This is a genomic window from Aliidiomarina iranensis (assembly GCF_003987135.1).
GTDB lineage: Bacteria > Pseudomonadota > Gammaproteobacteria > Enterobacterales > Alteromonadaceae > Aliidiomarina > Aliidiomarina iranensis.
On sequence record NZ_PIPJ01000001.1, the window covers coordinates 168527 to 183843 of the forward strand.

At 46.6% G+C, this 15317-nt stretch carries 13 protein-coding genes; 12 read left to right on the forward strand and 1 reads right to left on the reverse strand.

Translation table 11 applies throughout. The features are described from left to right. Window positions 1–25 precede the first annotated feature (25 nt). The 7 genes from CWE08_RS00800 to CWE08_RS00830 all read left to right on the forward strand — a co-directional run bounded on the left by CWE08_RS00800 (window position 26) and on the right by CWE08_RS00830 (window position 8234). Entirely contained in the window at window positions 26–730 is a 705-nt protein-coding gene (locus CWE08_RS00800) for an RNA polymerase sigma factor FliA (RefSeq protein ID WP_126764766.1), read from the forward strand. Window positions 731–858: 128 nt separating this feature from the next. Then, on the forward strand, window positions 859–1731 hold the full coding sequence (locus tag CWE08_RS00805; protein WP_126764767.1) for a 23S rRNA (adenine(2030)-N(6))-methyltransferase RlmJ: 873 nt from the start codon (window positions 859–861) through the stop codon (window positions 1729–1731). Window positions 1732–1801: 70 nt separating this feature from the next. Next, complete coding sequence (locus tag CWE08_RS00810; RefSeq protein ID WP_157981207.1) at window positions 1802–3763, forward strand: bifunctional 2',3'-cyclic-nucleotide 2'-phosphodiesterase/3'-nucleotidase; 1962 nt, start codon at window positions 1802–1804, stop codon at window positions 3761–3763. Between the two features lie 81 nt (window positions 3764–3844). Beyond that, window positions 3845–4474, forward strand: a complete 630-nt coding sequence (locus tag CWE08_RS00815) for an SOUL family heme-binding protein (protein WP_198677027.1) — start codon at window positions 3845–3847, stop codon at window positions 4472–4474. Window positions 4475–4917: 443 nt separating this feature from the next. Continuing rightward, complete coding sequence (locus tag CWE08_RS00820) at window positions 4918–6042, forward strand: OmpA family protein (protein WP_126764769.1); 1125 nt, start codon at window positions 4918–4920, stop codon at window positions 6040–6042. A gap of 269 nt (window positions 6043–6311) precedes the next feature. Next, window positions 6312–7031, forward strand: a complete 720-nt coding sequence (locus CWE08_RS00825; protein WP_126764770.1) for a hypothetical protein — start codon at window positions 6312–6314, stop codon at window positions 7029–7031. Between the two features lie 24 nt (window positions 7032–7055). Beyond that, window positions 7056–8234, forward strand: a complete 1179-nt coding sequence (locus CWE08_RS00830) for an acyl-CoA dehydrogenase (protein ID WP_126764771.1) — start codon at window positions 7056–7058, stop codon at window positions 8232–8234. 104 nt (window positions 8235–8338) lie between these two features. Here the strand turns inward: CWE08_RS00830 and CWE08_RS00835 are convergent, their stop codons facing one another. Then, a complete protein-coding gene (locus CWE08_RS00835) occupies window positions 8339–8965 on the reverse strand; it encodes a LuxR C-terminal-related transcriptional regulator (protein WP_126764772.1) in 627 nt (208 codons plus the stop codon). A gap of 190 nt (window positions 8966–9155) precedes the next feature. Here CWE08_RS00835 and CWE08_RS00840 point away from each other — a divergent pair, with 190 nt between their 5' ends. From CWE08_RS00840 to CWE08_RS00860, 5 genes are all read left to right on the forward strand, one after another. Further along, on the forward strand, window positions 9156–9458 hold the full coding sequence (locus CWE08_RS00840; RefSeq protein WP_126764773.1) for an ArsR/SmtB family transcription factor: 303 nt from the start codon (window positions 9156–9158) through the stop codon (window positions 9456–9458). 47 nt (window positions 9459–9505) lie between these two features. After that, complete coding sequence (locus CWE08_RS00845) at window positions 9506–9709, forward strand: YgaP family membrane protein (protein ID WP_126764774.1); 204 nt, start codon at window positions 9506–9508, stop codon at window positions 9707–9709. 25 nt (window positions 9710–9734) lie between these two features. After that, window positions 9735–13145, forward strand: a complete 3411-nt coding sequence (locus CWE08_RS00850) for an efflux RND transporter permease subunit (protein WP_126764775.1) — start codon at window positions 9735–9737, stop codon at window positions 13143–13145. Next, window positions 13142–14200 (forward strand): efflux RND transporter periplasmic adaptor subunit, encoded by a 1059-nt coding sequence (locus CWE08_RS00855; RefSeq protein ID WP_126764776.1) that lies wholly within the window; start codon window positions 13142–13144, stop codon window positions 14198–14200. Before CWE08_RS00850 ends, CWE08_RS00855 begins: the two co-directional genes overlap by 4 nt. A 154-nt stretch (window positions 14201–14354) precedes the next feature. Then, window positions 14355–15317 (forward strand): putative RNA methyltransferase, encoded by a 963-nt coding sequence (locus CWE08_RS00860; RefSeq protein ID WP_126764777.1) that lies wholly within the window; start codon window positions 14355–14357, stop codon window positions 15315–15317.

Below are 15317 nucleotides of genomic sequence, written 5' to 3' on the forward strand. Positions count from 1 at the left end.
CAGAATCAGGGGCAAATACGAGTTTATGTATACAGCACAGGGTAAAATGAATCGAGAATCGGTTCTGCAGCAATACTACCCAACGGTAAGGCGCCAAGCGCTTTCGTTGCAGGTAAGGCTGCCCGCCGGTGTTGATGTGGATGATTTAATTCAAGCTGGCCTCGAAGGCCTGTTAGATGCGTTTGGGCGTTTTGACCCTAGTGCAGGTGCCGCATTTTCCACCTTTGCTCATCAGCGTATTCGGGGTGCGATGATCGATGAGTTGCGCTCCCGAGATTGGTTGCCGCGCAGTGTGCGCCGGAATGCTCGTGATGTTGAAGCTTGCATGCGCAAACTCGAGCATCGCCTTGGCCGTGTGCCAGAAGAGCGGGAAATCGCAGCCGAGCTTGATATGCCGTTGGATGAATATCAAAAGTTGTTGTTAGATACCAACAATGGCTTAGTGCTTTCTTATGATGAAGTAGTCACTGAACAAACTGAGCTAAGCAGCGACGGTGAGCGCCAAGATTCGCCTGCCGAAGCCTTATTCTCCGGAGAACGAAAAGAGCTTATTGCCCAAGCGATAGGTAATTTACCGGAGAAAGAGAAATTGGTAATGGCTCTTTACTATCAGGAAGAATTGAACTTAAAAGAAATCGGTGCCGTTCTCGATGTCACCGAATCGCGAGTATCGCAACTACACAGCCAAGCGATAAAGCGTATTCGGGCTCATGTACTTGATGATTTGTGAGCGCGAAAGAACATTTAAAACATAGAACGGCAGCTTCGAGTTAACCTAGCCTTGCTTTAATCTGCTAAAGTTCAATTTACTCATTCGCCTATTGTTTAGCTTAGAATGTTCAGCTAGGAATTTTTGTTATGCTCAGTTATCAACATGGCTACCACGCAGGCAACCCCGCCGATGTGCACAAACACCTCACCCTTATTGCGGTTATTCAACGCCTGCAGGCGAAAGAGAGCAGCATTCATTACTTCGATACCCATGCCGGCAAAGGCCATTATGATTTAACTGATGCACAAGCACAAAAAACTGGCGAGTTCGCGGTTGGTGTAGCGCGGATGGTGCCTTTACGAGAGCGTTTGGTAGTAAATCCAATATGGGCTGAATTTTTCGCTGCGCTCGATTCCGCTAATGCAGCACAAACCAATCGTGGGCAGGTCATTAAAACTGAGCAGCTGCGCTATTATCCGGGCTCTCCGGGTTGGATTTCGCGTTTACGGCGTGAGCAAGATCGCCATACGGTGTTTGAATTGCATCCTGCGGAACACGAAGTGCTGAGTACGCTTGGCGAAACACACACCGGGCGTGTTGTGTATGGTGATGGCCTGCAAGGTGTGGTGAAGTTATTGCCACCGAAAACCCCTCGGCTTATGGTGCTGATTGACCCAGCCTACGAGAATAAAACAGAATATGATGATGTTGCTTCTGCTGCCGCGAAGATTCTGCAACGTTGCCGTCATGCGGTTGTGTTAATTTGGTATCCATTATTGCCGGCAGCAAAACATCAAACTCTGTTAGCGCGAATTAGCAATGATATTCCTATGCCAGTTCTGCAAAGTGAGTTTCATTATCAGGCCAACAGCGGCGAACGCGGTATGTATGGTGCGGGCATGTTGGTGGTGAACCCACCATGGCAACTGGAAAAAAATATTACCGAATTGATGAGCCCAATTTTGGCCGAATACGGCGAAGTCGCGAAACTAGAGCAATCATGGTTGGTTGCTGAGTAAATTAAATTTATTATTTTTTATAGAAATTAACTGTTTAATGAAGTGATTATCTAAAGTAATGGAAGTGCCCATGAAACTGCTAAAAATATCGTTGTTACTTGCTATCGCTAGCCTAATGGCTAGCGCCTGTAGCGAAACTCAAGAACCGGCTGAAGTAGAGCTTAGGCTGATTGAAACTACCGATTTACATGCCTATATGCTCGGGTATGATTATTTTCAACAGGAAAGCACTAGCGATTATGGATTAGCGCACACGGCCGCTCTTATTCATGAAGCACGCGCCGAACAGCCCAATAACTTCTTGGTGGATAACGGCGATTTGATTCAAGGCAGTGCGCTTGGTGATTGGGTTGCTGGTCAGGGTGCTGAATACGTTGCTGAAAATATGCACCCCATCATGCGCGCTTTGAATTACTTAGAATATGATGTTGGTAATATGGGGAACCATGAATTTAATTATGGTTTAGAGTTTTTGCAAGCTACCGTTGCTGGCGCTAACTTCCCGTATATTAGTGCAAATGTATTTTCTGCCAATAGCCCCAGTGAGGCCGGCAAAGTAACTTCGGGTTGGGATAACCCGATGTATGAACCTTATGTGATTCTATCGAAATCGATGCAGGATCAATATGGCAATGACCACGAAATCAAAGTTGGCTTTATTGGCTTTTTACCGCCGCAAATCGTGCGCTGGGATCAACAGCACCTCGCGGGCAAAGTTAGAGTGCGGGATATGGTAGAGGCAGCTGAGTATTATATTCCGCAAATGCAGGCGGAAGGCGCCGATGTTATTGTTGCGATCCCGCATTCAGGGCTGCGAATATACGATAACTATCCGCAATTTGCAGAACAAGCGAGTTATCAACTTGCCGGCGTTGCCGGTATCGATGCCATTTTATTTGGCCACCAACACCAGTTATTCCCAGGCGCCGAAGCCTACGATAATTTGCCCGAGGTAGATAATGAGGCCGGTTATGTTCGTGGCGTTCCAGCTGTTGCCCCAGGTTATTGGGGTGATCATCTCGGTATTATTGATTTACGTTTGCAAAACACTGCAAATGGTTGGCAGGTAGTGGCAAGTAATGTAGCTGTGCGGGCGGTTGATGAACGCAAAGATACAGAACTTGAAGCTATGTTGATGGCAGAGCATGAGCAAACTGTAGCAATGCTTAATGAGCCACTCGGTGAAGTAGAAGCGCTTATTTCTACTTTATTCGCCCGCATAGAGCCGAGCACAGCGGTGCAGCTGATAAATGATGCGCAACAATGGTTTGTTGAATCATTGCAAGCTCGCGGAGAAATTCGCGCTGATTTGCCGATATTAAGCGCGGCCGCACCGTTTCGAAATGGTTTTCAAAGTGCAAACGATTACACCATTATTGAAGCTGGTGAATTTACCCTTGGGAATCTGGTTGATTTGTATGTGTACCCGAACACTCTGCAGGTAGTAGAGGTAACGGGCAGCCAGTTGGTGGAATGGCTCGAGATGTCGGCGTTGGCGTATCAACAAATTGATGCCAACAACCCTGATCCGCAACCGCTGTTCACTGGCTATCCGAGTTTTAATTTTGATGTTTTAAGTGGGCTAGAATATCGCTTCGATATTGCAGCGCCAGCTCGCTACGATTCGCAGGGGGAACTTATCAATGAGGAGGCGCGGCGAGTTGTAGATGTGCGCTACCAAGGCGAGCCGTTAGATTTAGAGCAGCGGTTTCTTGTTGCGGTAAATAACTATCGCGCTGGCGGCGGCGGTGGTTTCCCGGGCCTTGATGGTTCAACCATTGTGTATTCCAGCGGTGAAGAAGTAAGGCAAGTGATTGCCAACTATGCGCGTGAAATGACAGCGAAAAATGCTGGTGTGTTACCGTTAGCGTTGCATCGGAATTGGGAACTTGTTTTACCTGCTGGTGCAGTGGTTGAATTTAGAGGTAATAACAGCGCCTTAGGCGTTGAGGAAGCGGAGCAAATACAGCGCCTACAGAAGCACAGCACAGATGAAAACGGCTATGCGGTATATCATTTGCGAAATGAATAGTTTTGCAATTATTGAGCTACTTTGATGTGCATTAACGTATAACTTGTTCAAACGATTTGTGGTTCGAGTGCGGAGATGAGCATGAAAGCTTTTCTAATGGGATTAGCAGTGGTTTTTCTATCAGGTTGTTCAATTGTGGGTAAAAGCAATGCGGAAACAGTGCCTTACACATTGATTACGGCGGCTGATAACGAACAAATTGAAGTACGAAACTACGAACATATGGTGCTGGTTTCCGCCAACATGGGCAGTGACGGCCGAAACGATGCGTTTCGAGCCTTGTTCCGCTACATCAGTGGCGAAAATGAAGGCCGTGCTGAAATAGCCATGACAGCGCCAGTAATGATGGAATCAGAAAGCTTACCTGCTGAAGGCAGTGAGATTCCAATGACGGCGCCTGTGTTTATGGAACGAGGCGAGGAAAGATCGCAAATGTCGTTTGTGATGCCCGCTGAATTTACCCTGGCAACAACGCCGAAACCTACGAACCCTAATTTACAAGTGAGTGAGTTGCGTGATCACAAAGTAGCTGCAATTCGATTTAATGGCCGCCTCACTGAAAGTAACGTAGCGAAGCATACCGAAATGCTTTTAACTTGGATGAGTGAGAATGGGTATGTGGCTGCGGGCGAACCGGTTGAGGCTGGTTACAACGGGCCATTCACACTACCCATGTTTCGCCGCAACGAGGTATTAATAGAAATTGAGTAAGTTTTGGTTTTGCCCCAGGTTTTTAGGCGGCCAAGTTTAGGTTAGTGCTTAAATTAAGATTATTTATAAGCGCGAGGTTTAGGTTTGTAATATTTTGGTACTTATCTTATTGATAACTTTATCTTAGTTAAAGATTCTAAAGATTGATTTTTATAGGCCAAATGTTAAACTCAAGCTGCTTAGATAAGCATCGAAATTAGTGTGCTATACTGCAAGTTATAAGTTAGTAAATGTACCAAGAGCAAAATGTCAGGAAGAAGGCACAAGCGAAGTCATTATTAACCCAGAGGTAAAAGCCGCTGGAATGCTAAAAACTTGGTCTAAAGATTTTAAAAGTTTTGGTAAAGCTCTCGCGCTAGTGCGAAAGTTAAGCCAGAATAAGGGTTCACACCCCCCAACCCTCCCGGGTTAGCGGAGCAGCTAAAGGAAAGAAGGAATCCCTTATGAACAAATTTGTTGGAATGGCATTACCTGCAGCGATCGCCGGCTTGCTTATCGCTAGCCCGCAAGCGCAAGCGCAATCAGAAGAAAACTTCACGGGTACTGAAACATTCTCAATTGGTGCACGTTTACATGTGTCGTCAATTGATGGTGACCGTATTTACGTTGATAGTGAAAACTTCGGTTTCCAAGTTGACGATGGTTTCAATTCTGCGCAGCTAGGCTTGGAAGTTTCTGTACCGCTTACCAACCGTTGGGCGTTCCGCACTTATTTCGACCGTGTGAGAACAGATGTAGAAGGTTTGAGTGATACAGCAACTGGCCATATGTTCGGTTCAGATGCACTTTATTACTTGAACAACAACGTATATGTTGGTGCGGGCTTCAATGCAACGCGTGTTCAACAGCATCGTGATTTGATGTGGCGTGCAACTTTGGGTTACCGCCACACGCTGAACGAGAATTGGTTTATCCGTGCAGAACTAGCGCCTCAGTTCAACTCTGATTTCAACGATATGTCGTTTATTCTGAGTGCGAATTATCGCTTCGGTGATAACGGCCCGTTATTGAGCTCATGGTCTGACCGCGATAGCCGTCAAGCAGCAGCTGAAGAAACTACTCAAAGTGCAGCAGCAAGCACAACAACCGACCGCGAAACCGATACCGATAACGATGGCGTGCCAGATTATCGTGATGATTGTGCCAACACACCGCGTAATCACGTAGTTGATAGCCGTGGTTGTACTCAGTACACAACAGAGCAAGTATCTGAAAATCTTCGCGTAGGCTTCGCGTTTGATTCTGCTCGTGTAACCAGCGATTACAATGGCGATGTTCGCCGTTTAGCTGATTTCATGAAAGAACATACAGACACTGAAGTTGTTATTAACGGCCACACCGATTTAATCGGTACTGCTGAATATAACCGTGATTTATCTGAGCGTCGTGCGCAAGCTGTAGCCGACATGCTAGTAAACAGCCACGGTATTAACCGTAGCCGTATTACTACTGTGGGTCATGGTATGAGCCGCCCAGTGGTAAACGAAATTAGCCTTGAAGCTAATGAGCGTAACCGCCGTACAGAAGCAGCACTTTCTGTAGAAATCCGGGTACCACGTACTCGTTAATAGCCAGTGAGTTAATACGCACTTTAGGTTATCGGCAAACTTGCTAGCAAAACATCAACCGCGTGTAGAGCGTGTGGGATGGTTAGGCAGGCTAAAAGAACAGTAGTATTAGCGGGCGACCACAACATCTTTGTTGTGGTCGCTTTTTTATGACCGGCAGATTATTCTATTTACTTAATACGCTTTTGCTGTAACTAAATCGCCTTACTTGAGAAGGGAACCTTTTTGCTGAAAAAATCTCTGAATTAAAAATAAAAAAGGGAAATTTAATGTCTAAAATCGTACATATCGCTTACGGGGCTGTAATAGTTGTACTGCTGGTGTTTAGCCTATCGCGGAACGCAGATCCAGTAGCCAATACGCCTCTACAAATAAAGCCTGAATTGGAACGAGAAATACAAGTTAACACCAACGATGATATGCTCTCCGCAGCAGAAGCCTCTGGGAACCAAGCGGCACTTCAGCGCGAGTTAGCAACTTTAATTGCCGAGAATGCGTTGCTTAAAGAGCAGCTGGAAGCGGCTCTGGCGCAGTTGAGTGAGGCTGAAAGTGAAGCCGGCGGGACATTGGCTAATGCCAATAACAGATTAGAACGACGTCAAAACGAAAGCGTTCAGGACCAACTCGCTCGAATCGCTCGAAACAACAATTTAGAGGCCATTGATGTTACAAATCTGGACCAGCGCTTAATCGAAGAGCCAATTGATTACAACTGGGCGTATGAAATGGATATGATGTTTAGGGATTTCCTTCTCACTTCAAACGCATTGACCAACATACAGGTTGAGAATATTAATTGCCGCACCGAGGTGTGTGAGTTTGAAATGAAAATGATCAATGAAGACGAAGATTTCAATACAATGACCTTTCACAGGGAGTTCTTTCAGCAAGAAGATATTAACCTGCAGGATTACAGGTACCTCACCATGCACGAAAGTGGTAGTGGTGTGGTTAGGTTGATTCTGGAAAAGCGAAAGACCTCTGAATAGTTATACAAATAAATAGGTTCCGACATGAGCAAACTCCGCCCTTCATTTAATTGGCAAGATCCTTTTAACATTGATGGTTTGCTATCTGATGAAGAACGTATGATTCGAGATAGTGCCCATGCGTATTGCCAAGAGAAGTTACAGCCACGCGTTCTGATGGCGAATCGGGAAGAGCATTTTCATCGCGAAATTCTCCATGAGATGGGCGCGCTTGGGTTGCTCGGTGCTACTATTCCAGAGGCCTACGGTGGCGCTGGTGTTAATCATGTTTGTTACGGTTTAATTGCTCGCGAAGTAGAGCGGGTTGATAGCGGTTATCGGAGTGCCATGAGCGTGCAAAGCTCGTTGGTGATGTACCCGATCTATGAATTTGGTAGCGAAGCACAACGGCAGAAATATCTACCTAAACTGGCAACAGGGGAGTGGGTGGGTTGCTTTGGTTTAACCGAACCTGATGCGGGCTCTGATCCAGCGAGTATGAAAAGTCGGGCGCAAAAGGTAGAGGGCGGCTATCGTTTGACGGGCAGCAAAATGTGGATCACCAACAGCCCGATAGCCGATGTATTTATTGTTTGGGCGAAGCTCGATGGCGTTATTCGCGGCTTTATTCTCGAACAGGGGATGGAAGGCCTAAGCGCACCGAAAATTGAGGGTAAATTTAGCCTACGTGCCTCGATTACCGGTGAAATCGTGATGGACAATGTGTTCGTTCCCGAAGCCAATATTTTCCCCGAAATTACCGGATTAAAGGGGCCATTTCAGTGTCTGAATAAGGCCCGTTATGGTATTGCTTGGGGAGCTATGGGCGCAGCCGAATTCTGTTGGCACGCTGCGCGGCAGTATACCTTGGATCGCGAACAGTTTGGCCGGCCTTTGGCTGCTACACAACTAGTTCAAAAAAAGCTGGCCGATATGCAAACTGAAATTAGCCTTGCCCTTCTTGGCGCACTGCAAGCCGGGCGTTTAGCGGATAGAAATGAATTATCGCCAGAAACGATTAGCTTAATTAAGCGCAATAGCTGCGGCAAAGCGCTAGATATTGCGCGAACGGCAAGAGATATGCACGGTGGCAATGGCATTGCTGATGAATATCACGTTATTCGCCATGTGATGAACTTGGAAGCGGTAAATACCTACGAGGGTACGCACGATGTGCATGCGTTGATTCTTGGTCGTGCGCAAACCGGTTTGGTAGCCTTTTAAACGCACATGTTGAAAGAAAACAGCGTTTTTGGGCGCCTCGCTGGCGAACGCTTTAATTGCCAGTGCTGTAATTGCCAGTTCTGTAATGGACAGGGCCTTAATTGTTATCGCTGTAATTTCCAGAGCGCGGCTTGCATGCGTGAACGCAAACCAAGTTTTTTTAAAATATTCTTGATGTGCACTTTCACAGTGCCTTCAGAAATACCCATTACTTCTGCAAGTGCCTTATTACTCTTCCCTTCCGTGAGTAATTGCAGCACTTCCTTTTCCCGCTTGGTTAATGCAGGCTGTGATTCAGCCTGCTCACCCTCTGAGTAGCGCAGTGCTCGAGCTAAGATTTCAACTACCCCATCACTGAGCGCCATTTTTCCCTGTAGGGCTTTCATTAATAATGCTGCTAAGTGCTCAGGGTTGGTATCTTTCAGCAAATAGCCATCGGCGCCGTTGCGTATCGCTTGCAAAATATCTTTTTCGGCATCAGAGGCTGAAAGCATAATAATTCGAGTTGGAATACAGCTCTTGCGCAGTTTATCAAGCGCAGAAAAGCCGCGCTTTGAGGCCTCTAACACAATTAAATCGGGTTCATTTGCAATCGCGGCCGCCACAGCTTTTTGTGTTGTGGTGTAGATAATTGGATTTGAGATACCGATACGATTTCTCAGTACTTCTTCAACGAGCGCAAGCGAATTTGCTCGTTCTTCGAGAATGATAATACGACTCATATTATACATAATGGCTGCTCCGCCTGCCTTTGAATTTAGGTGGCTACTTCCAGCCTATTACCTCCTATTTCGCCAAAAAATACTTTGATTCAAATCATGCATTTGCCATTATATAAAAAATTGCGTTTTACCCAAATTGTAGTAGAGTGCAAATAATAAGGCACTTGTTAAATTAGAAAAACCTAATATAATAGCGAATATGAAAACAATATCAATTGATCAAATGCAGGCAAACGCGAGTTCCGCAGAGAGCTTGTTAAAATCGTTGGCGAATAGCCATCGGTTAATGGTGCTGTGCTACTTAGTGAAAGGTGAAATGTCGGTGGGTGAGCTTGAGAAGCGCATCGGTTTATCGCAATCATCGCTTTCTCAACACTTAGCAAAATTGCGTGAGCAAAAAATTGTGAGTTTTCGCAAGGAAGGCACCACGGTGTTGTATCAAATTGCAGATCAAAATGCGCTTGCGCTTCTTGAAAGCTTACATGGCATTTTTTGTGAGTAATTTTTTTTGATTACAAATATTAGTAAATTCTAATTAAAGGTGATGATATGAATATTGATCGGTTCGTTTTTGCGTTTGCAGGTTTTGTTGTTTTGTTATCCGTACTTTTAGCCTGGCAAGTTAATCAAGGTTGGTTGTTACTAACCGGTTTTGTTGGTCTAAACTTACTGCAAGCTGCGTTTACCGGCTTTTGCCCATTGGCCAAAATATTAAAAGCAGTTGGTTTAAAGCCTGGGCAAGCGTTTAAGTAATCAAGAAATATTAAGGGAGCATTAAGTGAGCAATTCCGCAACGAAGCCAAGTGCGAATGCCAACCAAGGTTTGGTGGGGTGGTTTTTAAATAGCGCATTTCCTCCCATACTCATTGGTTTGGCGTTGTTGCTAGGTGCATTTGCGCTTTTGCTTACCCCCCGAGAAGAAGACCCGCAAATCGTTGTGCCTATGGCCGATGTGCGGGTTATGGCGCCTGGGCTCTCCGCTCGGCAAATCGCTACCCAAGTAACCGAACCGCTAGAACGCCTAGTTTCGCAAATCGATGGCGTTGAATATGTTTACTCACAATCAAATCGCGATTATGCCAATGTTACCGTGCGTTTTTATGTGGGTGAGGATCGGGAAGATTCACTGGTAAAACTCTACAACAAGCTCTATTCCAGCCAAAACGAAATACCCGCGGTAGTGAATAATTGGTCGATAAAGCCGGTTGAAATCGATGATGTTCCTATTGTTGTTGCTGCCCTCTATAGCACTAATCCGAACCAGCATGATGCCTTTGCTCTGCGGCGAATAGCTGAGCAGGCTACGCAAAAGTTAAAAGCGATCGATAATACTAACCAAGTTTCAGTGGTAGGGGGGCAAGCCCGGACCATTCAAATATCCCTTGATAGCGTTAGCCTCGCGGCACATAGCACTACAATTGCCGATATTGCCCGCGCCATACAGGTGAGTAATACCCAAGTAAGTGCGGGCCAACTTCATCAACAAGGGCGTGTAATTGAAGTTGAGAGTGGCGAGTTTTTTACCAGCGCCACTGAGTTAGCTAATGCCGTTGTGAACGTGGTAAATGGCCGTCCCGTTTATCTGCAAGATGTGGCGAAGGTAACGGATGGCCCTGAACTCGCTACTAGTTATACCGCCTTTTATCCTGGCCCAGAATTCAGCGGCCTCACCGCTGGGGATGATAGAACTGCAGCCTCCGTGGAGGGTGAGAAGTATCCTGCGGTGTATATTGCGATTGCTAAGCAACGTGGAACCAATGCGGTATGGGTGGCCGATGATGTACTGGCCGAACTTGAGGAATTAGAGGCAACCTGGCTACCTGAGGGAACCGCCTTTTCGATTATCCGAAACTATGGTGAAACTGCCAATGAAAAGGTATCGGAGCTAGTAAGTAGCCTGGCCGTAGCGATACTGGTGGTGGTGGTTTTTGTTGGTTTGTTTTTAAATTGGCGCGCTGCACTGGTAGTAGCAATCGCCATTCCCATTGCCTATGGTGCCACCTTAGGTATGGATTTACTTTTTGGCTATACCATCAATCGGGTTACGCTGTTTGCGCTCATACTCGCTCTCGGGCTTATCGTTGATGATCCCATTGCCGCCATTGATAACATTGAACGCCACATCCGCGAAGAAGGTAAAACCTCAAAACGTGCAGTAATTGCCGCAATGGTAGAAATTCGAAGTGCCTTGCTGATGTCTACCTTGGCTATCATTATTGTGTTTACACCAATGTTTTTCATTACCGGCATGATGGGCCCATACATGGGGCCAATGGCCTTCAATGTGCCCATTAGTGTTATTTTTTCAACTATCACTGCGTTTTTAATCACGCCATGGTTGGCTTGGAAGATTATGGGGAAAGCGAAACAGGCCGGCGCTTACGATCCAAGTAGCAGCCTAATCTATAAGGGTTACCGACGGCTGCTTGAGCCACTCCTAGATTCTCGTAAACGGAGTAAAGTTTTTTTGTGGGGCGTAGCCGGTTTATTTGTGCTTGCTGCTTTGTTGCCGGCGATGCGTTTAGTCCCCCTGAAGCTCCTACCTCATGACAACAAGAATGAATTTCAGTTAATTGTAGATATGCCAGAGGGTGAATCGCTAGAAGCCACAAGTATGGCACTTGAGCGTTTCGCTGAGTATTTGCAAAGAGTGCCGGAAGTGAGTGCGATTGCAACCTTCGGTGGCATTGCTTCACCAATGGATTTCAATGGCATGGTGCGGCACTACTCAAACCGAAATTTGCCGTGGCAGGGTGAGGTTCGTATTGTGTTGGCTGATAAATCACGCCGTAGCATGCAATCGAATGAAATTGTTAATCGCCTTCGCGACCCACTCGAAGCAATTGCAGCGGATATGAATGCACAAGTGAAAATTGTGCAAATGCCGCCCGGACCACCCGTTTTGGCAACGATTGTAGCGGAAGTTTATGGTGGTGATGAAACACCGTATGCAGAGCTCGAGAGCGCGGCGCAAGTGCTCGCCGATAGAATGCGGCAAGAAGATTATGTGAGCGAAGTAGATACTTCGGTGCCAACGGAACACACCGTTTGGCGGTTTGTAATTGATCGGGAAAAAGCGGCACTGTCAGGAATTAGCGCCAACGATATCCACGAAAGTATACAGGCCGCTAGTGGTGGTTGGACAATTGATTATCTGCAACAACCAACTGAGATTAACCCGCTGCCTATTGAGATTCGGTTACCGAAAAGGTTGCGTGATAACCCAGAGCAGCTGTTATCGCTATATGTAAGAGGGCAGAGTGGTATTGCGCAACAAAGTAATGAATCTGGTTTAAGTGATGCGCCTGCACCTCTAGTGCCGCTAGCTGAGCTCGGCAAGTTTTTGGAAATGCCTGCCGATCGGCCCATCATCCACAAGAACCTGAAGCCTGTTGTTTATGTGTACGCTGAACCGGTGGGTCGTGTGCCTGCTGATATTGTAGCGGATGTAATGGTAGATGAAGGCAGTGATAGCAATACTGTGGTGCCACACTGGCAACGGCATTATTTTAACAATGGCTCGGGCATTGGCTGGCAGGTTGCCAGCGATATCAATGTTGTGTGGAGTGGCGAAGGCGAATGGAAAATTACCCTCGATGTATTCCGTGACTTAGGTATTGCCTATGCGGTAGCTCTCCTTGGTGTTTACGTTGTTATGGTTCTGCAAACTGGTTTGAAAGCAGTGGCCGGCATAATGATGTTATCAATACCGCTTACCGTTATTGGCATTATGCCCGGCTTTTGGTTCTTGAATATGTTTAAAGCCGATATCGCGGGTTACCCAAACCCCGCGTTGTTTACGGCAACTGCGATGATTGGAATGATCGCCTTAGCGGGTATTGTAGTGCGCAATGCCCTGATTCTGATTGAGTTTATCCAGCAGCGCTTACAAACCGATTGCACACTTAAAGAAGCGTTATTTGATGCGGGTGCGGCACGTACTCGGCCAATTTTATTAACCGCGGGCACGACGATGTTGGCGAATATCGTGATTACCCTCGATCCGATTTTTAATGGGTTAGCTTGGGCTGTGATTTTTGGTATCACTGCCTCAACATTATTTACTTTAGTGGTTATTCCAGTGGTGTATTACATGATGTATCGAGATGTTGCTGCCCATGACTTCGTTGACCACAGTTCGGTAAACAAGAGCAAGCCAAGTTCAGAGCATCAGGAGCAAAAAGCATGACATTGAAGCGAATTCTAACAATTGCAGCTGCTTTTCTCGGTTTAATTCTGATTTTTCTTTGGTTGGCGAATGCGTTTACCGAAAAATTAGATACTGAAACACGAGCTCAGCAAGCGCAAAGTAAGCCGGAAACTGTGGCAGTGGTGGCGGAGCCTATCCGCCAACAACGAGCCTTTAGTGGCAGTATTCAAGCTCGCCAGCAGGCTTCTATTTCCGCGCGGATTACTGCTCGTGTAGCGGAAGTATTGGTAGATGCCGGTGATCAGGTGGAAGCTGGGGATGTATTGTTGCGCTTAGAAAATGACGATTTAAGCTCGCGAGTGCGGCAACAAGAACAATCTTTGGCTGCTGCGCAAGCTCGAGTGAACGAAGCGCGCTTAAATTTCCAACGTATTGAGGCGGTGGTTTCTCAAGGTGTGCTTCCCGAGGCGCGGCTCGATGAGGCACGCGCAGCAAGGGATGGAGCCGAGGCCGATTTCATTCGCGCGCGTGAATCACTTTTAGAGGCACGAACCAGTGAAAGCTTTAGTGTTATTTTGGCGCCATTTTCTGGTGTTATCAGCCGACGTGCGGTATTTACCGGTGATACGGCTACGCCGGGGATGATGCTTTTAAGCCTCTATTCGCCGGATAGCCTTCGTTTAGAAGCCGGTGTAAGCGAATCAGTGCTGGCAAATATTCAATTGGGTGACAAGTTAGCCATCGCTCTTGATGCATTGGATACTAGCTTACTCGGTGAAGTCGTTGAAATTGAACCGGCAGCAGATTCAGCATCGCGAAGCTTTACCATCCGGTTGGTGCCGAATTCTCTAGATGGCCTTTACCAAGGTATGTATGGGCGTGTTTCGGTACCTGCGGGTGAGCGTGAAGTGATTCATATTCCGGCTGCAGCTATTACGCAAATTGGCCAACTGCACTATGCTCATGTTTGGCATGAACAGCGCCTTGAACGCCGCTTAGTTCGCTTAGGTGAGCGTTTTCAGCAGCAGGGAGAGAACCGAGTAGAAGTGGCCTCGGGTTTACAAGCCGGTGAAGAAGTTCGCATTCACCGATAAGTGAGCCACCAAGCCGATACTCGAGTTTTATAAAAGTGCGATCTTGGGGTGCTTAACAAGTGTACATGGGGTAGGCGCTCGGCTTGGTGCTAGTTAAGTTGAATGCTATGCTGCAGTTCCTCTGAAGCACGAGCAAAAGTTTACTAGGATGCCCATGCCCATAAAAGCCTTTGATAAGCTCTGTTGCCCTATTGATGGCGAGCGATTGGTGTTAGATGCGGTTAGTAACGCTTGGCGTTGCGGTAACGGCCATAGTTTCGATGTTGCTAAACAAGGTTATCTTAATTTACTGCCGGTACAGCATAAGCGCTCGAAAGATCCGGGTGATAGCAAGGCGATGGTAGCCGCGCGCCGGGATTTTCTTGAAAGTGGGTTTTATCAGAAATTAGCCCAAGCGATTTCAACACAGGTAGCTGCGCAAACAGAGCTTTTACAATCATCATCGGCCGAGTTGCATGCGCAAAATATGGCAGGTAAAGAAGCTTCCGATGAACCGGTAAGTATTCTCGATGCGGGTTGTGGTGAGGGATACTATTTGCGGCACCTGATTGCCCATGATGCTACTGCTAATTTACGGTTAGTGGCCTTGGATATTTCAAAGTGGGCGGTTCTCGCTGCAGCAAAACAAGGCCTAAAAACCCATTACACTGAAAACAACACGCCCAAGAATTCAAATCTTCCAAATGCGCAAGCGCCACTAGTGCAGTGGATCGTAGCGAGCAATGCACAAATTCCAGTAGCCGATGCTTCTATCGATATCCTATTGTGTATTTTTGGATTTCCGGTTTACCAAGAATTTCACCGGGTTTTAAAGCCTAATGGCGTGGTACTTATGGTCGACCCGGGTGCCGATCATTTGCGTGAACTACGTGAAGTAATTTACACCACGTTGAAGCCAGAAAACCAAGCGAAAAGCTACCCTGAATATTTTACTGCTGAACCTGCCATGGCGGTTCGCTACCCCGTTACGCTGCGATCACAACAAGAAATAGCGAACTTATTGGCCATGACACCGCACTTATTTCGAGCACCTCAAGAAGGCAAGCAACGGGTGCAAGCTCTAGAACGCTTAAAAGTTAGCGTTGATGTGCAACTACAAGTGCTACGCAAAAATTAA